The sequence below is a fragment of the Halorientalis sp. LT38 genome, assembly GCF_037031225.1.
Lineage (GTDB): Archaea > Halobacteriota > Halobacteria > Halobacteriales > Haloarculaceae > Halorientalis > Halorientalis halophila.
Genome location: NZ_JAYEZN010000001.1, coordinates 1,425,832 through 1,449,492 on the forward strand (window position 1 = coordinate 1,425,832; position 23,661 = coordinate 1,449,492).

Genomic DNA, 23,661 nt, shown 5'->3' on the forward strand with positions numbered 1-23,661 from the left:
TGGCGAGTTACCCGGAGGTGACCGCAGCCGACGGGTGCGGCGCGTCCGGTCGTCGACGCGGCCATCACCGCCTGGAAGTCACGCTCGGACGACGACTGACCGGGGTCGGCGAACGCCGACCCGCTACGGGGATGGCCTCAGTCCTCTGGCACCGCCGCCGCTGCGGGTTCCGTGGCGGGTACCGGTGGTTCGTGCGTCCCGAAATCGGGATGAGTCTCTTCCATCCAGACGTACACGATCGCCCCGGAGAGGAACATCAGGACGGCGGTCATGTAGAACGCGGCTTCGGCGCCGATCAGCTCCATGGAGAGCCCGATCAGGATTGCACCGACCGCGTAGCCCGAGTCGCGCCACATCCGGTAGACGCCCATGCCGGCCGACCGCCACGTCGGGTGGGCGGCGTCGCTCGGCACGGTCATCAGGTTGGGATAGAGCAGCGCCATCCCGAGTCCGGAGACGGCGGCCAGCACGGCCCAGGGGAGGTACCCGTCGACGAGTGCCATCCCGAGCACGCCGCCGCCGGCCAGGAACATCCCCACGATCACGGGTGGCCGCCGACCGATCCGGTCGGCGAGGCCCCCAGTACCGATCTGGAGGAAGTACATCGCGCTGTGGACGCCGACCACGACGCCGACCGCCTCGATGCCGAGTCCCCGACTCGTGAGGTACAGCGGGACGGCGATCCAGAACAGCGTGTCGACGAAGTTCTCGATGTGGCCGGCCTGTGCGGCGGCGAACAGCGTCCGATCGCCGTAGGTCGCGCGCTCGAGGACGGCCACGAACGGCAGGTTCGCGTCGTGGTGGTCGTCGTCACCTTCCGCCTGTGCGAACTGGAGCGTCTCCGTGATGAGGAAGATCGAGATCAGGAAGGCCAGCACGACGACCACGGCCAGGAAGTAGAACGGCTCCGGACGGAGGTTCCACTGGCCGGCGATGAGGCCCGTGACCCAGGCACCGACGGCGACGCCGGAGTAGCCGAAGGCCTCGTCGATGCCGACGGCGAGCCCGCGCTGATCGGGCCCGGCGAGGTCGATCTTCGCGTTGATCGCCATGCTCCAGGTGAGCGCCTGGTTGACGCCCAGCAGAACGTTCCCGACCGTGATCCAGGCCCAGCTCGGGGCGAAGATGAGGATCACGGGAAGGGGAAGCGCCGTCGCCCACCCGAGGACGAGGACCGGTTTGCGGCCGTACTCCTCGCCCCACTTCCCGGCGTAGAGGTTGAGGATCGACTTGACGATCCCGAAGGAGACGACGAAGGAGCCGATGACGAACAGCGACTCGACGCCCAGCACGTCCCGTCCGAGGACGGGGACGACGGCACGCTCCGACCCGATGGTGAGCCCCGTCGCGAAGACCAGCAGGACGTGGAGCGAGAACTGGCCGAGGTGCTCGCGAATGCCCTGTTTCAGTTCGGTCTCACTCATCGGTCACTCGGCCGCACAGTTGTTCGGCCCCAGTTCCAGGTCGGCCAGTTCCGCGTCGGCCACGGACTCCTGTCCGACGTTCACCCGCTTGACCCGCTCGAAGTTCGGCGGGTGATCCGGAACGTCCGAGGCGAGCGTCTCGACGAACGCCTCGCGGTCCCGCTGGAGGTCGGCGTTTCGCGCTTTCACTTCGCCGAGCGTCGCCGTCACCGGCGGGTCGGGCGATCCCGGATCGTGTGCCGGGAGGACGAGCACGTCGTCCGGGTACGCAAGCAGGCGCTGTAGGCTCTCGTACAGCGTCGCGGCGTTTGCCTCGACGTCGGAGTCCTCGATCCCGGCTTCGACGCCGAGTTCGACCCGGCCGACGCTCTCGTGAAAGAGCGTGTCGCCGGTGAGCAGCGCCTCGCCCTCGAGGTCGAACGAGACGCTCCCCTCGCTGTGGCCCGGCGTGTGGCGCACGTCGATCTCGACCCCGCCGAGAGTGATCGTCTGACCGTCTTCGAGCGGGACGGCGTCGATCTCCAGCGCGTCCGCGGGGTGCAGGTGGTACGGTACGTCCTCGCGGGCCGCGAGTTTCGCACCGCCGGAGACGTGATCGGCGTGGGCGTGCGTGTCGAGCGCGGCCACGAGTTCGGCGTCGTACTCGGCGACGATCGCCTCGTACGCGTCGAGATAGTGGGAGGCGTCGAAGACGGCGGCCTGCCCGTTCGAGACGAGGACGTGAGACAGACACCCCTTCCCGGGACGGGCGACCTGGAGCAACTGCCCGTCGATACCGACCGGAACGGGGGCGTGTCGATGCACCCGACTCCACCCGCTCATCCCGTCGGTGAGGGTCGTGGCGTCGTAGCCCATATCCAGTAACACGTCCGTCGCGGTCTGTGAGACGACGCCCTCGGTACAGACCGTCACGATCTCGTCGTGGTCGGGGAGGTCGCCCAGGGAGTCCGTCGCACTCTCGGGGTCGTCCACGAGTCTGTCGTACACGTCGACGTTCGTACTGCCTGGAATGTGCCAGTCCTCGAACTCCGCCCCGTGGCGGATATCCAGGACCAGCACGTCCTCGTCGTCACGCTGCAACCGCCTGCTCAACTCGTCCGGCGCGATCTCTGGCATCAGTACCAGTGCGTAGACGGACAGTTCGGTAATAGGCACTGCCGGACATGACCGGCACCGTTAGGTTCGTCGCGGCCTACGTTCCGCTATGGTGCTGTACGAGGCGTCGCTCCGGGTGAAACACGAGTGCCCCTACAGGGAGATCTCGGAGCGCCACCCGGACCTGACGATCCGCGAGTGGCCGTTGAGCGACTGCCAGGTCCTGGAAATCACCTCGGAGAAGACGCCGACGGACCGGTTGCTCGAGGACATCGACCGGCTCGGGACCGTGCTCCACGAATCGCGCGACGACGCGGGGTACCACGTCGTGACCCAGTCCTGTCTCTGCTCGCTGGAGGCGTCGATAATCGATCGGTTCGAGGCGCACAACTGCCTCTACCAGTCGCCGACGATCTATCGGCAGGGCTGGGAACACTACACGGTCATCGCGTTCGACGAGGCAGACGTCCGGGCGTTGCTCGCCGACCTGCGTGCAGACCGGGACATCGAACTGCTCTCGAAGACCGCGATCGCGGAGAAACGTATCCCCCACAGTATGCTGACGCCCGTCGATCAGCTGTTCGACGATCTCACGGACCGGCAACTGGCGGCGCTCCAGTTGGCGCTCGAACAGGGGTACTACGAGCAGCCACGGAAGACGTCGCTTCGGGAGATCGCCGGCCGGACGTCCGTCGCCAAATCGACGTACGAGGAACACCTCCGCAAGGCGGAGAACAAGCTGCTCACGAACGCGGGGCGCTTCCTGCGGCTGGTGACCGCGACGTCGTCGACGAACCCGCTGGGGGCGGGCCAGTCGGAACCGGCCGAGCAGGGCGCCGACTGACCGGGGCGAGCCGACCGATCTGGACGGCCCGAGCTATTTCGCGTCGAGGAACGCGGCGGCGCGTTCGTGTCCCAGGTCGATCAACTCGTCGAGGAACTTCCTGTCGCGATCGACCTTCGTCGAGCAGTGGAAGCGCTCGCCCATCTCGATCCGGTGGATCTCCGTGTGGGAGAACTCCGATTCGGGGAGGTAGCCGTCGTCGATCCAGTCGTTGACCCGCTCGATGAACTTCAGTTCCTGGTTGAGCGAGATGTTCCCCGAGAGCTCGTTGCGCCGGTCCGCGATCACGTCGAGCGTGTCGGGTTCACCCTCGAACTCCTGGGGGTTGATCTGGATTATCCAGAGTTCGTCGGGTTTGCGCTCCGGGGGGACCGACATGAGCGCGTTGATGGGCGGGTTCTGCGAGAACAGGCCGTCCCAGTGGTAGTGGCCGTGAATCTCGACGGCCTCGAAGAGGTTCGGGACGGCCGCCGACGCCAGCACCGCCTCGGGCGTCACGTCCTCGTTCGTGAACGTCTCGAACTCCCCGGCGTTGACGTCGACGGTCCCGACCACGAGTTCGGGCGAGTCCCGGCCACAGAAGTTCGGGATGGACTCGAAGTCGATGTGTCGCTCCAGGGTCTCGGTGATCCGCTCCTTGCCGACCTCCGGCCCGGGGATCTGATAGGGGCTGATCGAGGGCATCGGCACCCCGGTGCTCTCCAGTCTCGACATTCCGGTCACCCACTGGTTCATCATCCGGTCGGTCCAGCCGTCGGTCGCGAGATCGTCCCAGATGGCGTCCAGCGTGTCGATCGCTTTCTCGTGATCGCCGGTGACGATGCCGTACCAGGCCGCCAGGGCGTTGTACGCGCCCCCGGAGGTGCCACTGATCCCGACGAGTTCGTACTCGTCCTCGTCCCAGACCTCGAGGAGATGCTTGAGGACGCCTGCGGTGAAGGCCGTGTGACTGCCGCCGCCCTGGCAGGCGATGGCCACGTTGGTCGTCCCGTCGGTTCCGCCGTCGGGTTCGACTCGCTCGCCGGCTGCCTCGTCGCTCGCCGTTCGTTCACGCATAGGTGTGGGTATAGCCGCCGTCGAACAACAGGTCTGCGCCGTCGAGGAGATCGGCGTGCCGGGAGAATCCGAAGGTGAAGCGGGTCGCCACCTCGGCGGGAGTCATCGTCTCCTTCGTCCGGGCCTGGCCGAGCATCACGTCCTCGACGACCGTCTCCGGACCGGAGTACGGGTCTTCCAGGACGAGGAGGTCCTCTCACGTCAGTTCGGGGGCACTTAGATCGAAATCACCGGTCATGGGCTCGCCTGTATCCGGGCTCTCTCGACGCATAACTGCACTTCACGTCAGCGTAACGCCGCGTCGACGGACGGCGCCCGTCTGCTCGATGCCGGAGTTACGAACGGGTAACCCGGTGAGTCCGGGGTTGCTGAAGGCCTTTGCGTGTCCGACCCCTGGATTCGCATGAGAGCTGGCCCGGCCAGCACGATAGCCACGATGCCCACAGACACTCGCGGCTCCGACGGTGCAACTCACCGGACCGGACCGACGCGCGCGTCGTTCGAACAGTATCGGTACGTCACGACCGAGCACGGCGGAATCGTCTACCACGTCGACCGCCCCGCCGAGTGGATCGAGGCCACGCGGATCCTCGATCTGGACGACTGCCGATGATCGACGACCCGACCTTCGAGACGGACACCGCCGGTGGGAACGCATGAGTGACGACGCGTTCCTGTACCCGAACCAGGACGGGATCGAGGACGGCGCTCGAGTCTCTCGTCGCCTGCTGCTGGCCGGCTCGGCCGCCGCGGGCGTCGCGGCGACCGCCGGCTGCTCGTCGGACTCGGACGACGAGACGACGACCGAGCCCGGAACGGAATCGGAATCCGTGACGACTGCCGACACGGTGTTCGTCTTCAACACCGGCGACCGGACGGTGAGCGTGATCGACGTGGCGAGCGATTCGGTCGTCGCCACGCCCGACCTGGGGGTGACGGCCTCGTTCCCGGCGAACCAGTACGCGCCGGACCTCACTGACTCGGCGGCCGCGCCGCTGTGGCTCAACGTCGGCTCGGGCGTTCGAGCGGTCGCGGTCGGCTCGCTCTCGCAGGTCGCCGCCGTCGACACGGGCTCGGGAGCGAACTGGCAGGAGGTCACCCCCGACGGATCCCACCTCGTCGTCAGCGCCAGGGAGCCGGCGCACAAGCAGGTCCGGGTCGACGCCGACCCGGACTCGGACTCGTTCGGGACGGTCACGGCGGAACTCGACCGGACCGAGGAGGGTGGCCGCGGGTCCAACGACGGCCCGGGACCCTGCGACGTGACGATCCACCCCGACGGCGCGTACGCCTACGTCCCGGACCTCTACGGCGACACCCTCACGGTCCTCGACGTCGAGGCCTTCGAGATCGCCAGGCAGATCGACGTGCCCGCGGCGGTCGGCGACGCGGGCAAGCCGTGGATGGGGACGGTCGCGCCCGACGGCGAGACGATGCTCGTCGAACACGACGAGGGAGCGGCCGGCACGGAGAGCATCTGGGACCTGGCCGATCCCGCGGCCCCCGAAGAACGGGTCCGACTGACCGGCGACGACGGACTCGGGGAGCGCCCGCTCACCAGCGAGATCGGACCGGACTCGGCCGTCGGCTACGTCTTCACGCCGGGCACGAACGACGTGACGGTGATCGACCTCGACGACGGCTCGGTGACCGACCGCATCGACGTCGGCGGGTCGGCGTTCGTCGGGACCTGGGATCCGGACCACGAGAAGCTCTACGTCCCCGTCCAGACCGCGGACGAGGTGAAGGTGATCGATCACGAGCGGCGCGCGGTCGTAACGACGATCCCGGTCGGGTCGCGACCCTACGGCGGGACGAGCGGGCGCGTCCGTCCGGGCGAGGCGGGGCTGACGTCGAACCCCGAGTCGCGTGAGCGCCTCCGACAGCGGCTCTCGGGCGAGGGAACCACCTACTGCATCGGGAACTGCGCCTGCGGGCACGAGTTGTGAACCGCAGGTCGCGGTCGGGTTCCAGGCGCCTTCTCGGGTCCGCTATCCAATAGCGGGCGGCGGGGAACCGTGGATTCACCGCTCGGGCTCGGGGCCCGTCACTCGGGCGACCACTCGCAGGCGTCGCCCGTCGTCAGCTCGTTCTCGTCGACGTGGGCCGACAGACACGCGTAGTTGCAGAAGTAGCTGGGCGAGCCGCAGTCGTCCGTGCAGTCGCGGACGCAGACGGGGTCGTGGTCGAAGATGTCCGACCCGCAGTAGGCACACGACTCGTCGGCCCTGGGTGTCTCGATAGTCGTCGACATGTCCGGAGAGACGGCTCGGCTCGGGAAAAGGATTCCGTCGCAGGAGGCCACTGAGGGCGGGTCAACGGGGTTACGCGGGAGTGAGCTGCGGATTTACGGGAGGCGGTCGACGAGATCGGTGCCATCACGTCGATGCTCGCGTTCTGGCGGCTGTGGCCGGTCCTGACGACGTCCCAGCGGTGGATCGCGCTTCAGTCGCCCGCGATCATCTGTTCGTCGAACTGCTCGCTGGCCTCGGTGATCGTCTCGAGGGCCGCCTCCTCCTCGCGAAGCGTCTCGGTCAGGTGGTCGGCCGCCTCGTCGTGGCCGATCTTCTCGGCCTGCGAGGCGAGGCTGCCGTAGGCCGCGATCTCGTAGTGCTCGACCTTCTGTCCGAGCTCCATGTTGTACCTGTCGAGCACGTCGCCCTCGTTCTCCCCCGCGAACTGCTCGTGTTCGTCGATCATCGCCTTCACCGCCGCGTCCTCCATGGGCTGGGGGTCTTCGCCCATCGCCTCGAACACCTGCTCGAGCCGGCGTAGCTGTTCCTCCGTCTCCTCGCGGTGGTCCGAGAACGCCTGGCTGGCGGCGTCGTCGGTCGTCTGGTCGGCGAGCGTGTCCAGCGCGTCGGCGAACTGTCCTTCCGCGTAGTACAGCTCCTGGAGCCCCTGTCGCATGAGTGCCTCGATCGAGTCGGTGGTCATGGTGCGGTCTCGCTCGGCTAGGGGAATTCAGGCAATAGGTGGACGGGCTGAATGTGAAAGCCGGATTTCCGCCCAACAGCGCGGCGACCGGCCGCCGTGGTTCCCGTTGCGCAGATGTACGGGTCGAGCGGTCACCCCTGCACCGGAACCGGCGTGAAACAGGCCACACCGAGCAGGAAGGTGGCCACGCCGAGCAGCATCCGGCGTCGATCCAGCGGTTCGTCGCTGATCGGCGTCGTCGGCCCGGCGTAGGCCAGTCCGAGCGCGAGCGCGCCCCAGAGGAACCAGACGAGCGTCACGTCGCTGCTCCGGGAGAGCCACTGGAAGGCCCCGAGGCCGAAGAGGCCGGCGGGGACGGCGGCGCCGATGGTCTCGGTGCGCTCGCCGAACATCGCGCGAACGACGTGGCCCCCGTCCAGCTGGCCGACGGGCAGCAGGTTCAGGAAGGTCAGGAAGGCCCCGAGCCACCCGCCGAAGACGACGGGGTTGAAGATCAGGCCGGGGTCGGCGTAGGTCAGTTGTCGACCGGTGACCCCGGCGATGGCCGCGAGCAGCGGCGGGTGGTTGAACTGGATGAGGAAGGGGTTCTCCACGGGGGGCAGGTGGAGACCGATCACGGTGACGACGAGGGTGGCGACGAGGCCGACGAGGGGGCCGGCGACGCCGATGTCGAAGAGGGCCTTCCGGTCGGGGATGCGGCCCTCCATCTTGATGACCGCGCCCATCGTCCCGAACGGGGGAATGGGGACAGGGATGAAGTAGGGGAGACTGGCCTGGACGCGGTGGTAGCGGCTCATGGCGTAGTGGCCGAGTTCGTGAGTCCCGATCACGCCGAGGACGGCGGCGGTGAACGGCCACGCCCGGAGCGCGGAGGCGGGGTCGGCGAAGGCGTTTCCCCGGTACCAGAGCGAGCCGACGAACAGCGTCGTGACGACGGTCGCGAGCGCGAGCGCGAGGTTCGTCCAGGGGACGCCGTCGAGGCCGACGGACTGGGGGCGGGCGACGAGAGCGTAGCTCTCGTGGGCGGTCGGACCGGCGGGGCCGTGGCGCTGGAGGGAGACGTCGTACCCGTGCTCGCGGAAGAGTGGGTAGACCTCGCGCTCCAGGGCGTCGGCGGGCACGGTGGGACGGCCCACGTACAGCAGGCGGTCGCCGTCGGTCCGGACTTCGCGGACCTGGAACACCGACGCGAACGCCTCCAGCGGCGGACCGTCCCCCGGCGTCCGGGCGGCCGGCATTGGATACTACTGTGGTCGGGGACCGCTAAAAAGCTCGTGTCGATCCGGCGAGCCGTTCGCGGGGCGGCGAACGGTCGTCCGATCGGGGCAGCGGGGACAGGGGGCGTGGTGTCGGGTCAGGCGGACTCGATGCGCCAGGTGGTCGCGCTCGTGTAGGACCACTTCTCGATCTCCAGTTCGCTCGCGGACTCTTTGAGTTTCACCATCAGCGCACCGATCTCCTTGGGGGAGAGGCCGACTTCCTCGGCGATGAACTTGCTCTTGAAGTACAGCTCGCCGTCCTCGGCCTTCTGCGCGAGATAGGCCTTCAGTCGCTCTTCCTTCGTCGCCGTCTCGTCGTCCTCGGTCGGGGAGGGCTGTGTAGTTGCGCTCATCTGTGACACCTCATTCCCCCCTTCCGACTACACCCCCATATAAAACGAGGAACCTTCGACTCGCTTCGTCGGTTTTAGCGCCGCTTCGCGTCTGTTCGACCGTAAATCGGGGTGAAATACTTCTTTCAGGACGTTTCGAGAGGCACTCAGACGTTTTATAACCCGTTCTGAGCCCGTCGTTTGCGTCTGGTATGAGAGCACACAACGTCCGTCTGACGGACGTCGAACGGTCGGGAGAGCCGGCATACTTTGCTGCTTCAGCGACGTCCTCCGCCGGACGCGACGGCGCGGGCGCGCCGGTCGGTGGGGCTACTCACGTCCGATCACTCGCGCTCGTGGACCCAGAACTCTTCGTCGACCGTGACCTCCTTCTTGAAGAGGGGCACCTCGTCCTTGAGGCGGTCGATACCGTCCTCGACGGTCCGAAAGGCCTCCCGTCGGTGGCCGGCGAGGACGACGACGAAGACGATGTCCTCGCCGTACTCGACGACCCCCGTGCGATGGTGGAGGACGACGTCGAGGACGCCCTCCCGCTCCTCGAGTTCGGCCTCGATCGTCTCCATGCGGTCGTCGGCGACGCCCTCGTACTTCTCGAAGGCGAGGTACTCCGTCGGCGCGTCGTCGGGGTCGTCCTTCGCGCGGACGCGACCGGTGAACGTGGCGATGGCGCCGGCCCGGTCGGCCCGCGGCGAGGCCTTGACCCGGGCGACCAGCGATCCGAGCGTCTCGTGCGGTTCGGTCCCGGCGAGCGCGTCGAGGACCGCGTCTTCGTCCACGTCGTCCGCCGTCTCCCCCGCGGCCAGTTCCGTCCCCGCGTGGTCGCGGCCGCCGAGGACGACCTGCGGAATCGACGCGTCGCTGAACCCCTCGACGAGCACGTAGTCGTAGTCGGGCGCGAGCGCGTCCAGCGCGTCGTCCAGCGTCCGCGTCTCGCCCGTCGCGAACCAGCCGTCGTCGTCGGTGAGCCCGTAGGTCGTCGACGCGCCGGCCGCCCGGTGCCGGGCGGTGTCTTTCCCCTCGGTGTCGACGTCGGGGGCGTGGGTCATGTGTTTGACAGTCGCGACGCGGCCCCGGGCCGCGAGCCGCTCGGTCAGGCGTTCGACCAGCGTCGTCTTCCCCGAGTCGGAGGGCCCGACGACTCCGAGTAGCTTCATGACCCGTCCTCGGGCACCGCGGGGCATAGGCCTTCGGTTGCCGGCGCTCGGTCGAACTCGCGACCGCCACTGGGCCCCACCGTCGCTGTGTCGGGCACAAGAGTAATCCCGTCGCCGGACGCGGATAGGACAATGACCGAGGGCGGCGACGACGTGCCGAGCGAGCGTCGGCGACAGCAAGCGGCCCTGTACGACCTCACGACGGACGACGACGTCGCCGACGGGAACTTCGAGCGCGCCGTTCGCACGATCACGGAGCGAGCCGCCGACCTGCTGTCGGTCAGCCGGGTCGGCGTCTGGCTCGTCGACGACGATGGCGACCGACTCACCCGCGTGGACCACTACGACAGCGACGCGGACACGCACACCAGCGGCGGGGAACTGGCCGCCGCGGCCTATCCCCGCTACTTCGACGCGCTGCGCTCGAACCGTACCATCGCGGCCGCCGACGCCCGGACGGACGAGCGGACGGCCGAACTGACCGACGACTACCTCGAACCAGAGGGGGTCCGATCGCTGCTCGACGCCACGCTCCGGGCCGAGGGCGACGTCGTCGGCGTCGTCTGTCACGAACAGGTCGGGTCGGTCCGGGACTGGTCGGACACCGACGTGCAGTTCGCCGCCGACGTGGCCGACGTGGTCCACCGCGCGCTGCGCAACCGGCGGAGCGCACGCCAGCGGCGACGGCTCGAATACCGGCAGTCGGTCCTGAAAGCCCAGCAGGAGGCGATCCCCCACGGCGTCCTCGTCGTCGCGCCGGACGGCGAGATCGTCTCCTTCAACGACCGGTTTCGGGACCTGTGGGACCTGCCCGAGGAGGTCCTCGCGACGGGCACCGGGGCGGACGTCTTCGAACACGTCCGCGAGCAGGTTCGCGATCCCGAGGCGTTCACCGATCAGGTGGTCGAGATCCGGGAATCGAACGCCGAGTCGGATCACTCTGAGATCCCGCTGGCCGACGGCCGGGTGATCGAGCAGTACTCGACGCCGGTGGAGGGCGAAAGCGGGACGGCGTTCGGACGGCTGTGGCTCGCCCGCGACGTCACCGAACGGGAACGCCGACAGGCGGAACTGGAGCTGAAAGACCGGGCGATGGACGAGGCCCCGGTCGGCATCACCATCAGCGATCCGGACCGGCCGGACAACCCGACTATCTACGAGAACGAGCGGTTCACGGAGCTGACCGGCTACGACGCCGCGGAGATCCGGGGACGCAACCTCCGCCTCCTGCAGGGCGAGAACACCGATCCCGAGAGGGTGGCGGAGCTCCGGGAGGCCATCGCGGCCGAGCGGCCGGTGTCGGTCGAACTCCGGAACTACCGGAAAGACGGCAGCGAGTTCTGGAACCGGGTCTCCGTCGCCCCCGTCGAGGAGGACGGCTCGGTCGTCAACTACGTCGGCTTCCAGCAGGACGTCACCCAGCGCAAGGAGACCACCCGCCAGTTGCGGGTCCTCCACCGGGTGTTGCGCCACAACCTCGCCAACCAGATGTCGGTCATCCGGGGGTGGGCCGAGTACCTGACCGACGTCACCGACGGCGAGACGGCCGACCGGGCCGCACAGATCGTCGACCAGTCCGACCGGCTGATCGCGATCACGGACAAACACCGCCGCATCGTCCGCCTGCTGAGCGAACGGCCCGCGCCGACCGCGATGGATCTCGCACCGATCGTCGAACGCGTCGTGGAATCGGCCCGTGCCGACCCGACCGTCGACGTCGCGCTGGAGCGACCCGAAGCGGCCGAGGCGCTCGCGATCACCGCCATCGAGACGGCGCTGGCCGAACTCCTCCGGAACGCCGTCGACTCCTGCGGTGACGACGACGCCGTGTCTGTCGCGGTGACCGCCGACGCGGAACGCGTCACCGTCCGCGTCGCGGACACCGGGGAGGGCATGCCCGAGGCCGAGCGCCAGATCGTCACCGGCACGCAGTCGGTCGAGCCGCTGTATCACGGCCTCGGCATGGGGCTGTGGCTCGCCTACTGGATCGTCGCGCTCTCGAAGGGGTCGATCGACGTCGTGGACAACGAACCCCGGGGGACGGTCGTGACGGTGCGGCTGCCGCGACCCGACGGCGGAACCGATGGAATCGGCTCGCGGCTTGACAACCCTTAAGCCGGCAACCGGGCAATCCGGTGGTAATGAGAGTCGTCGTCTCCATCGGCGGGAGCGTCCTCGCGCCGGATCTGGACCCCGAACGAGTGCGCGCCTACGCGGACGTCGTCGAGTCGCTGCTCGCGGCCGGCCATCGCGTGGGTGTCGTCGTCGGCGGGGGCACCGTCGCCCGCGACTACATCGAGACCGCCCGCGAACTCGGCGCCAACGAGATGCAACTCGACCAGCTCGGCATCGGCGTCACCCGGCTGAACGCCAGGCTGCTGATCGCCGCGCTGGGCGACGCCGCCGCCCCCACGCCCCAGGAAACGTACGAGGACGCCGGCGCGGCCTTCCACCGCGGCGACGTGCCCGTCATGGGCGGAGTCGCCCCCGCCCAGACGACCGACGCCGTCAGCGCCGCCCTCGCCGAATACGTCGGCGCGGACCTGCTCGTGTACGCAACGAGCGTCCCCGGCGTCTACAGCGCCGACCCGAACGAACACGACGACGCCGAGAAGTACGCCACCCTCTCGGCCGACGATCTGGTGGACGTCATCGCCGACATCGAAATGGCCGCGGGGAGCAACGCCCCCGTCGACCTGCTGGCGGCGAAAGTCATCCAGCGCGCGGGCCTGCACGCGGTCGTCCTCGACGGCACCGACCCGACGGCCGTCGAACGAGCGGTCCTCGACGACGAGCACGAGGGCACGGAGATCCGCCCGGGTGAGGAGTCGTGACCGGCGAGCGCGCGCCCCCGGAGATCGACGTCGATCTCGACGAGGCGGCCATCTACGACCCCTACGCCGTCGGCACGGGCGACCGGCGGGCCTTCTGGGCCGATGCGGTGGCGGACGCGATTCTCGCGACCGAGCCGGAGGATCCCATCGTCATCAAGGGCGGCGTCTCCCCCTCAGGCGTACCCCACATCGGCCACTTCAACGAGATCCTGCGGAACTACTTCGTCGCCGAGGCTCTCAGGGATCGGGGCCGCGAGGTCCGGCAGGTGTTCACCACCGACGACCGCGACCCGCTCCGGAAGATCCCCCGGACGCTCGCCGATCTGGACTGGAACGTGGTCGACTTCGGCGACGACGCGGTCGATTCGGCCGCCGTCGGTCAGAACCTCGGGAAGCCCTACACGTCGATTCCTGATCCGTTCGGCTGCTGTGACTCCTACGGCGCCCACTTCACGAACCTGCTCCAGCAGAGCGCCGACCTCGTCGGCGTCCCCATCGAGTTCGTCTCGAACACGGAACTCTACGAGACGGGTGCGTTCGAGCCGGTGACGAGGGATCTGCTCGCACGCGCCGACGAGGCCCGCGACCTCCTGTGCGAGTACCAGGCCGGCGTCGACGAGGAGTACACCCCCTTCACGCCACTGTGTGAGGCCTGTGGGAAGCTGACCGGCTCGGTGACCAGCGTCGATCTCGACGCCGGCGACGTCGAGTACGTCTGCACCGACCTGGAGGCCGGCGACCGGACCATCCAGGGCTGCGGGCACGAGGGCACGGCCACGCTCCGTGAGGGAAAGCTCCCGTGGCGGTTCGAGTGGCCCGCCCAGTGGGAGATTCTGGGCGTGGACTTCGAGCCCTTCGGGAAGGACCACGCCGAGGGCTCCTGGCCCAGCGGCGAGGACGTCGCCCGGAATCTGCTCGACGTCGAGCCACCGGTTCCGATGGTCTACGAGTGGTTCACGCTGGACGGCGAGGCGCTCTCGTCCTCGTCGGGCAACGTCGTGACGGTGGCGGAGGTGCTCGACCTGCTCGAACCCGAGGCGTTCCGCTACTTCTTCGTGAAGAACCCGCGCAAGCAGCGCGATTTCAGCGTGGCGACGCTCGACCAGCTGGTCGACGAGTTCGACCGCTTCGAGGCCGTCTTCTTCGGGGCAGAGGAGCCCCGCGACGAGAACGAGCGGGAACTGGTCGAGCGGGCCTACCCGATGGCCGTCGGGGGCGACGTCCCCGAAAGCCAGCCGATCAGGATTCCATACACCTTCGCGGCGGTGCTGGGGATGACCGACGACGCCGAACTCCGGGAGACGATGGCCCGCCGCGAGGGCCACGTTCCCGAGGACGCGACGCCGGAACAGGTCGGGGCGGCCCTCTCCCGGGTCGAGGGCGCCCGCGCCTGGGCCGAGCGCACGGACAACGAGTACAACTACCGGCTGGCCGAAGCCCTGCCCGAGACCGACTTCGACGAGGACGTGGCCGCCGCACTCTCGGATCTCGCCGACTTCGTCGAGTCACACGACGACGGCGAGGAGATCCAGGGCGAGATCTACGAGACCGCAAAGCGCCACGGCATCGAGGTGAGCGACTTCTTCGCCGCGGGGTATCGCCTCTTCCTCGACACCGACCAGGGGCCCCGGCTGGGCCCGTTCCTGGCGGCGCTTGACGAGACGTTCGTCACAGACCGGCTCCGGCGGGAGGGGTAGGTCGGCGACCGGCGACGGGGACCGGCGGTCCCGGCCGCGGGCGGTCCCCGAACCAAACCCTCTTGACCGACAGGCCCGTCACTCGGAGCGATGGCAGACCTGTTGGTGTGGGTGCTCGCCGGAATCCTCCTGTACACACTGGTGATGATGGCGTTGCGGACCCGGGGGATGCTCCCCGAGTCCGTCCGCGTCTCGGGCCCGATCACCACCGTCCACACCCAACGCGGCCGGGCCTTCCTGAACTGGCTGGCGCGCCCGAAGCGATTCTGGCGCGCGTACGGCAACTTCGGCGTCGGCATCGCACTGGTCGTGATGGCCGCCATGCTTGTGGTCGTGCTCACGGCCGCGCTCGGCAGCGTCCTCTCGCCGGGGGCGACGCCCTCCGAGGTGCGCAACCCCCAGAACGTCCTGGTCATCCCGGGCGTCAACGAGTTCCTCCCGCTCGCGGCCGCACCCGGGATCATCTTCGGGTTGCTCGTCGGCCTGGTCGTCCACGAGGGCGGCCACGGCCTGCTCTGCCGCGTCGAGGACATCGACATCGACTCGATGGGGCTCGCCTTCCTGGCCTTCATCCCCGTCGGTGCGTTCGTCGAACCCGACGAGGAGAGCCGCAACGAGGCCGACCGCGGCGCCCAGACGCGGATGTTCTCCGCGGGCGTCATGAACAACTTCGCGATCACCGTGCTCGCCTTCGCCCTCCTCTTCGGCCCGATCGTCGGCTCCATCGCCGTGGCCGACGGCGCGCCGGTCGGGCAGGCCATGCCCGGTTCGACCGCCGAGGACGCCGGCATCGAGCGGGGCGACCTCATCACGGCCGTCAACGGCACGGCCGTCGAGGATCCCGACGAGCTGGAGACGGTCCTCAGAGACACCTCCGGGCAGCGGGTCACGGTCGAACGCAACGACGGCGAGCGCGTCGAGGTGACCCGCTCGCCGACGATCACGGCCGCGATCCCGCAGGTGATCGCCGGCCGCGAGGGCGACGGCGGGATCAACTGGAGCGAGCGCAACCCGACCGACGTCGAGGCGGTCAACGGCACCGCCGTCGGCACGGAACGGGAGTTCGAGAACGCCGTCGCGAACAACACGATGGCCCAGGTGGAGACCGACAACGGGACCGCGACCTTCCCGACCGGGGTCTTCGTGATCCAGGTCATGGAAGACGGCCCGCTCGCGAACGCCAGCGCGCCGACCGATCGGTACCTGATCGTCACCGCCGTCGACGGCGAGCGCGTGATCGATCCCGAGACACTCGATCGAGCGCTCCGGAACGACGAGCCGAACACGACCGTCCCCATCGAGGCCTACGTCCTGCGGGACGGCGACTTCCACCCCGAGACCTACAACGTCACGCTCGACGCACACCCCAACCAGGAGGGCGGCTTCATCGGGGTCTCGCCCGCCCGCGGCGTGAGCGGCGTGGTGGTCAACGACTTCGGCATCCGGACCTACCCCGCCGAGGACTTCCTCGGCCTCCTCGAGGGCGACGCGAACGCCTTCGGCGGGCTGACCGGCGGCTCGCTGCTCGACAGGGTGTACATCGCGCTCATTCTGCCCTTCATCGGCGTCATCGTCCCCCAGATCGGCGACAACTTCGCCGGGTTCGTCCCCGAGATCGCGAACTTCTACGAGGCGACCGGCCTGCTCTCCGGCCTGGGCGACGGCGTCCTGATCCTGGCGAACATGGCCTTCTGGACCGCGTGGGTCAACCTCCAGCTCGGCATGTTCAACCTCGTCCCCTCCTTCCCGCTCGATGGAGGTCACATCCTCCGCACGAGCTCAGAGGCGGTCATCTCCAGACTCCCGATCGAAGGGGGCCGCCGGCTGACGACGACGGTCACCGTCTCGATCAGCCTCCTGATGATCGCCGGCCTGTTCCTGATGATCTTCGGGCCCGGGCTGGTCGGCGGACTGTAGCGGGGCGAGAACGGAAACCTCCTTAGGAACCCGTCCGAAGGGCCGGGTATGGATTCACGCGACCCGCCGCCGACGGAGGAAGGGTGGTACGCGCTGCACGACTTCCGGACCATCGACTGGGACGCCTGGCGGGCGGCCCCCGAGCGCCGTCGCCGGCAGGCGATCGCGGAGGGCATCGACTACCTCCGCTCGCACGCCGCGCTGGAGGACGTCGAAGACCCCGGCAAGTTCGGCGGCGGCGCGACGGCCGTCTTCACCGTCGTCGGCCACAAGGCCGACCTCATGATCGTCCACCTGCGACCCACCGTCGGCCACGTCGAGGCCGCCGAGCGCCGGTTCGAGCGGACCGCGCTGGCCGAGTTCACCGAGCAGCCGACCTCCTACCTCTCGGTGACGGAGGCTTCGGGTTACACCGAACGCGCCCGCGAGTACTTCGAGGGCGAGGTCGACGACGACTCCGGGCTGGCCCAGTACATCCAGCAGCGGCTGCACCCCGAGATCCCCGACGACGACCACGTCTGTTTCTACCCGATGAGCAAGCGACGGGACCCCGAGCAGAACTGGTACGACCTGCCGTTCGACGAGCGGGCCGAACACATGGCCCGCCACGGCGACATCGGGCGCGGGTACGGCGGCAAGGTGAACCAGATGATCGCCAGCAGCGTCGGCTTCGACGACTACGAGTGGGGGATCACGCTGTGGGCCGACGACCCGACCGACATCAAGGACCTCCTCAACGAGATGCGCTTCGACCCCTCCTCCTCGAAGTTCGCCGAGTTCGGTCCCTTCTACTTCGGGAAGCGCTTCCCGCCCGCGGACCTCGACGCGCTGCTGGCCGGCGAACCGGTCCCCAGTGAGGGTGAAGCCGGCGAACCGGCCGCTGCGGGAGGCCACGGCGAAGCCCCCGCCCACGGCCAGACCGACGGCGACGGACACCCGCCGGCGTCGGCCCGCGGTGACGACGAGAGCGAGGCAGACGACGGCGGTTCCTCCGGCGGCCGCCCCGACGTGGGCGACGTCGACCTCCCGGAGGACGACGAACTCGAGGGGAAACTGGCCAACCTCGGCCTGTTCCCCGGGCAGGACTACGACGAGGGGACCTTCGGGCTGGTCTTCTACTCCGAGGCCGACGCCGCCGACCTCGCCGACGAGGTCGACGGCCTCCGGGGCAACTTCGACCACTACGACACGCACGTCCTGACCACGGTGCGGGCCAACGAGGGCCGGGCGGCCATCGCCAGCGTCTGGAAGACCGAGAGCGCCGCCGACACCGCCGCGGGCTTCCTGAACGACCTGGGAGGGATCGTCGAGGGCTATCGCGGCCCCCTCGGTGAACAGGACGAGAGCGACTCCGAGGACGCCGAAACCGAGAGCGCGAGCGACGACATCCGGGGCGAACTCGAGGCCCAGAACATCTACGCCGGGCAGCCCCGCGGTGAGGACGTGTTCGCGCTGGTCCTCTACTCCGAGGCCGACCCCGAGACGCTGTTCGAGGAAGTCGACGGTCTCCGGGAGAGCTTCGACCACTACGACAGCCACGTGAAGACGGCCGTCTACGAAACTCGCAGCGAGGACGACGACCGCTCCGCTATCGTCAGCATCTGGGAGACCGACGACGCCGCGGAGAAGGCCGCCGGCTTCCTCTCGGATCTCCCCGAGATCGTCGGCCGCGCCGGCGAGGGCGGCGGGTTCGGGACGATGGGCATGTTCTACACCGTCGTGCCCGAGCACCGCGAGGACTTCACCGCGAAGTTCGACGAGGTCGGCGAGTTGCTCGCCGAGATGGAGGGCCACGACGAGACGAGCCTGCTGGTCAACCGCGAGGACGAGAACGACATGTTCATCGCCAGCCAGTGGCGCTCCCAGGACGACGCCCTCGACTTCTTCCGCTCCGAGGCGTTCTCCGAGACCGTCGCCTTCGGCCGCGAAGTGCTCGCCGACCGGCCGCGGCACGTCTTCCTGGCCTAGCACCTCCTCCCGTCGGGGGTCGCCTGCAGCAATCCCCGTTCGCATTGTATGCGGGAGCGAAGGTCCCACAGTCTCGAAAATCGGCCGTAAAAAACGTCCCGGACGCGAACGAAGTGAGCGTCCGGGGAACCGCGCTCGCTCCGCTCGCGCGGATACTGGTTTCGAGGAGAATGCCGTGTAACGGCTGGTACAGGGGACGTGCTTACTTATCGAGTGAGGATAGAGGTCGAAGGACGGTCAGCTCTTCAACGTCGAAGTCGTTTCTACTGCTTAGATTGGTCAACTTTGGGATCCCAGAGGTATAGAATCGATACCGTCCTCCCTGTCTTCCTTCCACGATAAACGTGTCATCATTGACGCCTGTAACAGGTTGGGGGCTCGTCCTTCCATTCCATAACAAGTAGTCTCCTTCTTGTACCTCCTGTAGCCTCTCTTGGATCCTGTTCCCATTCATTCCCTCGGTAAATCAAAACCCAAGATGATATTTCTACCTCCTGTACTGAGCACCAATATCCGCGCCGAGCAACGCGTGCCGGTTCGGCGAACGCACGCTCCACTCGAGTCCCTCGGATCGTGATGGGTCCCCCACCGGTCTGAATTGCCTCGACTTCGGAGGTTCTCCGACGAATCGACTGCAGTGCCGTTGCGCGTACAGCCAGCCGCCCGAAACCGATGTTTCAGCGATCCGAACTGCCCCCAGTACTCATATAATAATACTGAGATTGGCTTGATAGTGTCTCTCGGTCGACGATGGGCCGTCCGAGAAACCGAATCCGAGGACAATTATGACGACTGAATCCGGTACGACCGATGGCGGTGAACGGGACAGCGCTGGTGCCCGCGCGGCGCCCGGAGTCGGCGGGCGCCGCGATACGGGTGCCACACCGCGTGAGAGAGTGGCTGACGATTCAACGTGTCGGTGGCCCGGAGGGGTCACATGACGGCTTCGACACGCAAACTGCGGGCACTCACTCTCGCAGTCGTGATCGTCTGTTCCGTGGTCACGTCAGGCGTCGCGCTGACCGGAACCGCCGGGGCTGCGGCCGGAAACACGGCGGGCAGCGTTGCGGTATCGGCCGCCACCGCGGGCAACCAGGCGACGGTCACCGTCGACGACGGCGACCTGAACACGAACGCGGGCGTGACGGAGACACACGTCGTCAATATCGAATCGACCAGAGAGAGCCCGACCAGGCGACAGCAGACGAGTTCTGACACCCCGGACGGGGGCACGCAGACGATTACGATCACCGACAGCGTCTACGACGCGAACAACGACGGCACGATCACCGCGAGCGACTTCAGCCTCAGTGGTGGCTTTCCCGACGAGTCGATCACGAACGTCGCCCGAAACGGCGGCGACTACGACGTGACGATCAGCGACGCCGGTAGCACCTATACCGATTCCAGCACGGAGTACGTCGGTTACGACGCACTCACCTCTTTGGAGACGGGGAGTGACACCGAGCAGGGGAGCCCGACCACGCTGCGGACGACCGGCCCGGTCGGCGACCGAAACGGTGACGGTGAGATCACGGCCGCAGACGTCGACCTGGTCACGAAATCGGACGACGAGTCGATCACGAACGTCGTTCGGAACCCCGACGGCACGGCAGACGTGGAGATCACCGACAGCAACAGCGACGGTGATAAAGGCACGGAGAAGATCGAATATCTCACTACCGAGACGGTAAAGCTGACAGAGACCGGCCCCGACACCGGTACGTTCGACGGGACGATCACGATCAAAACCGGCGGTCTGGTCGGCAACGACGAACTCTACGTCACACACCAGGACGACATCACCGTACACTACTGGGACAGTAGCGTATCGACCATGCGGAGTGCCGCCCAGACGTACAAGCTGGTGGCTGCTGCCGCGAGTGCCACGCCCACGGCGCCCGCTACCGGTGAGAGCGTCTCCCTGAGCGGGAGCGCCTCCGAAGGCAGTATCTCCTCGTACGCCTGGGACACAGACGACGACAACACCTACGACGACGCATCCGGGTCGAGTCCGTCGGTATCGTTCTCGAGTGAGGGTGTTCACCCGGTCGGGTTGCGGGTGTCCGACGGCACTCACACCGACACCAGCACGGTGAACGTGCTGGTCGGCGAGAGCGGCCCGCCGACCGCGAAACTCGACGTCTTCCCGCGGTACGTGACCAGAGGCGAGGCCGCCTACCTCGTCGCTCAAGAGTCCAGCGACGACATCCCGAGCGGCATCGAGAGATACGAGTGGGACGTCGGAGCTGATGGCAGTTACGAGTACAGTTCGACGAGCCAGAGCATCACCCAGCACACGTTCTCCTCGACGGGCGATCACGACGTGCGGGCCCGGGTGACCGACTACGCCGGAAACACGGACACGGTTACGAAGACCGTCACGGTCCAGGAACCGGCGTCGATCAGCAGAACCAGCGTCGAACACACCGGGAACGGGACGGCACCGGGCGGAACGGTCGAGCTCGCGACCCGGAACGAAGGCGGGATGCTCAAAATCCACCTCTACCACGGGGCGAGCAAGGGCAACCGTGACCTCAGTTCCATCGGCGTCGACGAGTCCACCGAGCTGTGGGTCAACGTCACGATGAGCAACTACGAGCCCAACGCGATGATGGCCAGCGCCAAAGTCGACGAGTGGGTGACAGAGGACGCAGGCGGCGGCAAGACGAAGCTCGCCATCAAGATGCACGCCATCAACATGCAGCGGCTCTCGAGTATCAGCGCGAGGTCGCCGGGTCGGTGGCCCAGCACGAACAAGCAGGCCGATATGGCGATCGCGCCCGGGGCGCACCTCGCAACCTTCGACATGCCCGACGGCTCCCAGTTCGAGTCCGACTTCGACGGGGCGACGCTGAGCTCCGACGCGCAGCTGTTCAGCCCGCCACGGTACGACGCCGCGACGAACAAGCTGACGTACTCGGTCGCTGCCCCACACTGGAACGCGAGCGGTAGCAAGGTGGCCTCGAACACGAACTCCGGGTTCTACGAGGCGACGATTCCGTCCGGCCTGGTTTCCCGGATGGGCATCCAGAACCCGGGCGAGCTCGCGGCGAAGTACACCAGCGGCGGCTCGACGAGTAGCCTCTCCGACATGGTCGTCCGAACGACGGACGGCGGCGGACTGTACATCAAGACCACCGGGATCCACTACTCCAGCGGGACGGTCGAACTCGAACCCGATTCGACGGCACCGACCGCCGACGCCGGGGCCGACAAGAGCGTCACGGCAGGGTCGTCGTTCAGCTTCGACGGGACCGCCTCGAGCGACAACCGCGTCGTCGATAGCTACGAGTGGGACACCGACGGCGACGGCACGTACGAATTGACCGGCTCGAAACCGTCCCACTCCTACTCCGGCAGCGGCAGTAAAACGGTGACGTTGCGAGTCACTGACGGGAACGGGAACACCGACACCGATACCCTCTCGGTCGACGTGAGTGGGAGTACGACCGGCGGAGGAGGGGCGGGCTACGACGCTCCGGTCGACGTGACGACCACCGATACCGCGACGGCGACGCCGGACTCGACGACGAGCACCCCGGACCAGACGACTGACACGCCGGACCAGACGACCGAGCCCGCGACGGCGACGCCGCGGCCAGCGGAAACGGAGGATCCGAAATCGACGGACACACCGACCACGACACCGACCGATAGCGACGGACCCGCATCCGCTACTGCACCCGGAACTGCCGCAGACGGGTCGGGCTTTGGCGCGGGCATCGCCGTCCTCGCCCTGCTGGCGGTTCTACTGCTCGCTCGCCGCCGCGACGAGCGCTAACCCGGCACGAACGTTCCCTTTCTGTCGTTCCGGTACCGCCCGCTGTCTCCGTGGCATCCGATCAACTCGACGAGCAGCCGCGCGAGCGAAGCGAGCGCGGTTCTCTGGAGACGTTTTTGTCGTGAGTGGTGCGCCGGAGGCGCACCCGAGCGGGAAAAAGGTGGGTTCGAAACGTTCTACCCGCTCGTTCGTCTTGACTGGTGTATGAGCGTCATTCGGCTCGTCTGGGGCGTGGCGACGGGGCCGACGCGGACGGCCTCCTACGACGCAGCCCTGGCCGAGGCCAATGTCCACAACTTCAACCTGATCCGGGTCTCCTCGGTCATCCCGGCCGAGGCGCACCTGGAGGCGGTCGGGACGGCCCCGGATCTGGGGGCGGTCGGCGACGGCCTCACCGTCGTCGAGGGGCGACACACCGCGGCCCCGGGCGAGGCCGGCGCGGCGGGGATCGGCTGGGCGCGCAGCGAGTCCGGCCGCGGCATCTTCTACGAGGCCGACGGGGAGTCCGAGACGGTCGTCCGCGAGCGGATCGAGAAGGGGCTGGCGGCGGGCAAAGACTTGCGCGACTGGTCGTTCGTCGAGGAGGATTCCATCGTCGTCGCGGCGGAGCCGGATCCCGAGGAGTACGCGACGGCGCTGGTGCTCGCGGCCTACGGGGAGAGCCGGTCACTCCTGCGGTAGCCGGCGGATTTTTACGTGGGAGTCACTTATCAGCAGCTCAATGTACGGCAACACTCCCTTCGCGGGTGCAGAGGGCGACGCCCCGCCGCAGCTGTCCACGGACCAGCGCCGCCGCCTGCGCCGCGATCTCGCTACCGTCGCCGCCCGGACCCGCGAGCTCCTCCCCGACGAGTTCGCCGTCGGCCTCGAACTCGCCCAGGGCGCCGAGGGCCCCCGCGCCACCGTCGCCGTCCAGCCCCCCGTCGGCTCCGCGGTCAGCGCGGGCTACACGCCCGAGGACGACGCCGACCTCCGGATCGGCGAGGACGAACAGACCGACCTGGCCCAGGGACTGGCCGCGAGCGCGGCTCTCCAGATGAAACAGGCGATGGGCTCGGAGCACTCGCCGACCGCGCAGTAACTACGCCCGATCGCGCGGCTCTCGGTTCTCGCGGTTCTCGTCCGAACTCCGCAGTCCCCCGACCGGCGGTTCCCAGAACAGGGCGTACCCCATCACGACGCCGGCCGGCAGGCTGCCGAGGGCCAGCGCGATAGGCAGTGGCACCCCTAGCGCGACGCCGAGCACCGCCGCCAGCACGACGGGGCCCGGAATCGCCGACAGCACGAGATCGGGACGAGAGACCGATCCCAGTGGGTGATCCGAGATAGTTGCCTCCGG

The 23,661-nt window shown here is 68.0% G+C and carries 20 protein-coding genes and 1 pseudogene; 11 read left to right on the forward strand and 10 right to left on the reverse strand.

Annotated elements, in window-relative coordinates:
• Nucleotides 1-137 precede the first annotated feature (137 nt).
• Together U5918_RS07325 and U5918_RS07330 are read right to left on the reverse strand one after the other, a co-directional pair.
• On the reverse strand, nt 138-1,424 hold the full coding sequence (locus U5918_RS07325) for an MFS transporter (RefSeq protein ID WP_336000560.1): 1,287 nt from the start codon (nt 1,422-1,424) through the stop codon (nt 138-140).
• A gap of 3 nt (nt 1,425-1,427) precedes the next feature.
• Nucleotides 1,428-2,540 carry an MBL fold metallo-hydrolase gene (locus tag U5918_RS07330; RefSeq protein WP_336000562.1) on the reverse strand — a complete coding sequence of 371 codons (1,113 nt, stop codon included), beginning with the start codon at nt 2,538-2,540 and terminating at the stop codon, nt 1,428-1,430.
• A gap of 88 nt (nt 2,541-2,628) precedes the next feature.
• Here U5918_RS07330 and U5918_RS07335 point away from each other — a divergent pair, with 88 nt between their 5' ends.
• Nucleotides 2,629-3,363, forward strand: coding sequence for a helix-turn-helix domain-containing protein (locus U5918_RS07335; RefSeq protein WP_336000565.1), 735 nt, complete (start codon nt 2,629-2,631; stop codon nt 3,361-3,363).
• A 33-nt stretch (nt 3,364-3,396) separates the two neighbouring features.
• On the opposite strand, the gene U5918_RS07340 is transcribed toward U5918_RS07335, so the two are convergent.
• Nucleotides 3,397-4,419, reverse strand: coding sequence for a patatin-like phospholipase family protein (locus U5918_RS07340; RefSeq protein ID WP_336000567.1), 1,023 nt, complete (start codon nt 4,417-4,419; stop codon nt 3,397-3,399).
• Nucleotides 4,412-4,570 (reverse strand): annotated as a pseudogene (locus tag U5918_RS07345) (D-beta-hydroxybutyrate dehydrogenase); the annotation flags it as partial. The pseudogene U5918_RS07345 and the gene U5918_RS07340, both read right to left, overlap by 8 nt.
• Before the next feature lie 285 nt (nt 4,571-4,855).
• On the opposite strand from U5918_RS07345, the gene U5918_RS07350 reads away from it, so the two are divergent.
• Together U5918_RS07350 and U5918_RS07355 are read left to right on the forward strand one after the other, a co-directional pair.
• Nucleotides 4,856-5,032, forward strand: a complete 177-nt coding sequence (locus U5918_RS07350) for a hypothetical protein (RefSeq protein ID WP_336000569.1) — start codon at nt 4,856-4,858, stop codon at nt 5,030-5,032.
• A gap of 43 nt (nt 5,033-5,075) precedes the next feature.
• Complete coding sequence (locus U5918_RS07355) at nt 5,076-6,368, forward strand: YncE family protein (RefSeq protein WP_336000570.1); 1,293 nt, start codon at nt 5,076-5,078, stop codon at nt 6,366-6,368.
• Between the two features lie 98 nt (nt 6,369-6,466).
• Here the strand turns inward: U5918_RS07355 and U5918_RS07360 are convergent, their stop codons facing one another.
• From U5918_RS07360 to U5918_RS07380, 5 genes are all read right to left on the reverse strand, one after another.
• Entirely contained in the window at nt 6,467-6,673 is a 207-nt protein-coding gene (locus tag U5918_RS07360) for a hypothetical protein (RefSeq protein WP_336000571.1), read from the reverse strand.
• A gap of 191 nt (nt 6,674-6,864) precedes the next feature.
• Nucleotides 6,865-7,356, reverse strand: a complete 492-nt coding sequence (locus U5918_RS07365; RefSeq protein ID WP_336000572.1) for a YciE/YciF ferroxidase family protein — start codon at nt 7,354-7,356, stop codon at nt 6,865-6,867.
• Between the two features lie 131 nt (nt 7,357-7,487).
• The gene (locus U5918_RS07370; protein ID WP_336000574.1) at nt 7,488-8,594 is read right to left on the reverse strand and encodes a site-2 protease family protein; all 1,107 of its coding nucleotides are present in this window, start codon (nt 8,592-8,594) and stop codon (nt 7,488-7,490) included.
• A gap of 116 nt (nt 8,595-8,710) precedes the next feature.
• Nucleotides 8,711-8,968, reverse strand: coding sequence for a DUF7123 family protein (locus U5918_RS07375; protein WP_336000575.1), 258 nt, complete (start codon nt 8,966-8,968; stop codon nt 8,711-8,713).
• Between the two features lie 323 nt (nt 8,969-9,291).
• A complete protein-coding gene (locus U5918_RS07380; protein WP_336000576.1) occupies nt 9,292-10,122 on the reverse strand; it encodes a molybdopterin synthase in 831 nt (276 codons plus the stop codon).
• Between the two features lie 132 nt (nt 10,123-10,254).
• Here U5918_RS07380 and U5918_RS07385 point away from each other — a divergent pair, with 132 nt between their 5' ends.
• The 8 genes from U5918_RS07385 (at nt 10,255) to U5918_RS07420 (ending at nt 23,403) form a co-directional block, all read left to right on the forward strand.
• On the forward strand, nt 10,255-12,237 hold the full coding sequence (locus U5918_RS07385) for a PAS domain-containing protein (RefSeq protein WP_336000577.1): 1,983 nt from the start codon (nt 10,255-10,257) through the stop codon (nt 12,235-12,237).
• Between the two features lie 26 nt (nt 12,238-12,263).
• Nucleotides 12,264-12,956 (forward strand): UMP kinase, encoded by a 693-nt coding sequence (gene pyrH / locus U5918_RS07390; RefSeq protein ID WP_336000578.1) that lies wholly within the window; start codon nt 12,264-12,266, stop codon nt 12,954-12,956.
• 50 nt (nt 12,957-13,006) lie between these two features.
• Nucleotides 13,007-14,653 (forward strand): lysine--tRNA ligase, encoded by a 1,647-nt coding sequence (lysS, locus tag U5918_RS07395; RefSeq protein ID WP_336003306.1) that lies wholly within the window; start codon nt 13,007-13,009, stop codon nt 14,651-14,653.
• Nucleotides 14,654-14,743: 90 nt separating this feature from the next.
• Nucleotides 14,744-16,570: a site-2 protease family protein gene (locus U5918_RS07400; protein ID WP_336000579.1), complete on the forward strand. Its 1,827-nt coding sequence runs from the start codon at nt 14,744-14,746 to the stop codon at nt 16,568-16,570.
• Between the two features lie 48 nt (nt 16,571-16,618).
• Nucleotides 16,619-18,538, forward strand: a complete 1,920-nt coding sequence (locus tag U5918_RS07405) for a heme-binding protein (RefSeq protein WP_336000581.1) — start codon at nt 16,619-16,621, stop codon at nt 18,536-18,538.
• A 937-nt stretch (nt 18,539-19,475) separates the two neighbouring features.
• Nucleotides 19,476-22,322 (forward strand): PKD domain-containing protein, encoded by a 2,847-nt coding sequence (locus U5918_RS07410; protein ID WP_336000583.1) that lies wholly within the window; start codon nt 19,476-19,478, stop codon nt 22,320-22,322.
• 204 nt (nt 22,323-22,526) lie between these two features.
• A complete protein-coding gene (locus tag U5918_RS07415) occupies nt 22,527-23,003 on the forward strand; it encodes a pyruvoyl-dependent arginine decarboxylase (RefSeq protein ID WP_336000584.1) in 477 nt (158 codons plus the stop codon).
• Between the two features lie 40 nt (nt 23,004-23,043).
• Nucleotides 23,044-23,403, forward strand: coding sequence for a DUF5811 family protein (locus tag U5918_RS07420; protein ID WP_336000585.1), 360 nt, complete (start codon nt 23,044-23,046; stop codon nt 23,401-23,403).
• Here the strand turns inward: U5918_RS07420 and U5918_RS07425 are convergent, their stop codons facing one another.
• On the reverse strand, nt 23,404-23,649 hold the full coding sequence (locus tag U5918_RS07425; protein ID WP_472779938.1) for a DUF8015 family protein: 246 nt from the start codon (nt 23,647-23,649) through the stop codon (nt 23,404-23,406). It abuts the gene before it with no gap.
• Between the last annotated feature and the right edge of the window lie 12 nt (nt 23,650-23,661).

Coding starts and splice junctions, on each gene's coding strand:
- U5918_RS07325 (WP_336000560.1), bottom strand. CDS start 1,424: ATGAGTGAGACCGAACTGAAACAGGGCATTCGCGAGCACCTCGGCCAG.
- U5918_RS07330 (WP_336000562.1), bottom strand. CDS start 2,540: ATGCCAGAGATCGCGCCGGACGAGTTGAGCAGGCGGTTGCAGCGTGAC.
- U5918_RS07335 (WP_336000565.1), top strand. CDS start 2,629: ATGGTGCTGTACGAGGCGTCGCTCCGGGTGAAACACGAGTGCCCCTAC.
- U5918_RS07340 (WP_336000567.1), bottom strand. CDS start 4,419: ATGCGTGAACGAACGGCGAGCGACGAGGCAGCCGGCGAGCGAGTCGAA.
- U5918_RS07350 (WP_336000569.1), top strand. CDS start 4,856: ATGCCCACAGACACTCGCGGCTCCGACGGTGCAACTCACCGGACCGGA.
- U5918_RS07355 (WP_336000570.1), top strand. CDS start 5,076: ATGAGTGACGACGCGTTCCTGTACCCGAACCAGGACGGGATCGAGGAC.
- U5918_RS07360 (WP_336000571.1), bottom strand. CDS start 6,673: ATGTCGACGACTATCGAGACACCCAGGGCCGACGAGTCGTGTGCCTAC.
- U5918_RS07365 (WP_336000572.1), bottom strand. CDS start 7,356: ATGACCACCGACTCGATCGAGGCACTCATGCGACAGGGGCTCCAGGAG.
- U5918_RS07370 (WP_336000574.1), bottom strand. CDS start 8,594: ATGCCGGCCGCCCGGACGCCGGGGGACGGTCCGCCGCTGGAGGCGTTC.
- U5918_RS07375 (WP_336000575.1), bottom strand. CDS start 8,968: ATGAGCGCAACTACACAGCCCTCCCCGACCGAGGACGACGAGACGGCG.
- U5918_RS07380 (WP_336000576.1), bottom strand. CDS start 10,122: ATGAAGCTACTCGGAGTCGTCGGGCCCTCCGACTCGGGGAAGACGACG.
- U5918_RS07385 (WP_336000577.1), top strand. CDS start 10,255: ATGACCGAGGGCGGCGACGACGTGCCGAGCGAGCGTCGGCGACAGCAA.
- pyrH (WP_336000578.1), top strand. CDS start 12,264: ATGAGAGTCGTCGTCTCCATCGGCGGGAGCGTCCTCGCGCCGGATCTG.
- U5918_RS07400 (WP_336000579.1), top strand. CDS start 14,744: ATGGCAGACCTGTTGGTGTGGGTGCTCGCCGGAATCCTCCTGTACACA.
- U5918_RS07405 (WP_336000581.1), top strand. CDS start 16,619: ATGGATTCACGCGACCCGCCGCCGACGGAGGAAGGGTGGTACGCGCTG.
- U5918_RS07410 (WP_336000583.1), top strand. CDS start 19,476: ATGACGGCTTCGACACGCAAACTGCGGGCACTCACTCTCGCAGTCGTG.
- U5918_RS07415 (WP_336000584.1), top strand. CDS start 22,527: ATGAGCGTCATTCGGCTCGTCTGGGGCGTGGCGACGGGGCCGACGCGG.
- U5918_RS07420 (WP_336000585.1), top strand. CDS start 23,044: ATGTACGGCAACACTCCCTTCGCGGGTGCAGAGGGCGACGCCCCGCCG.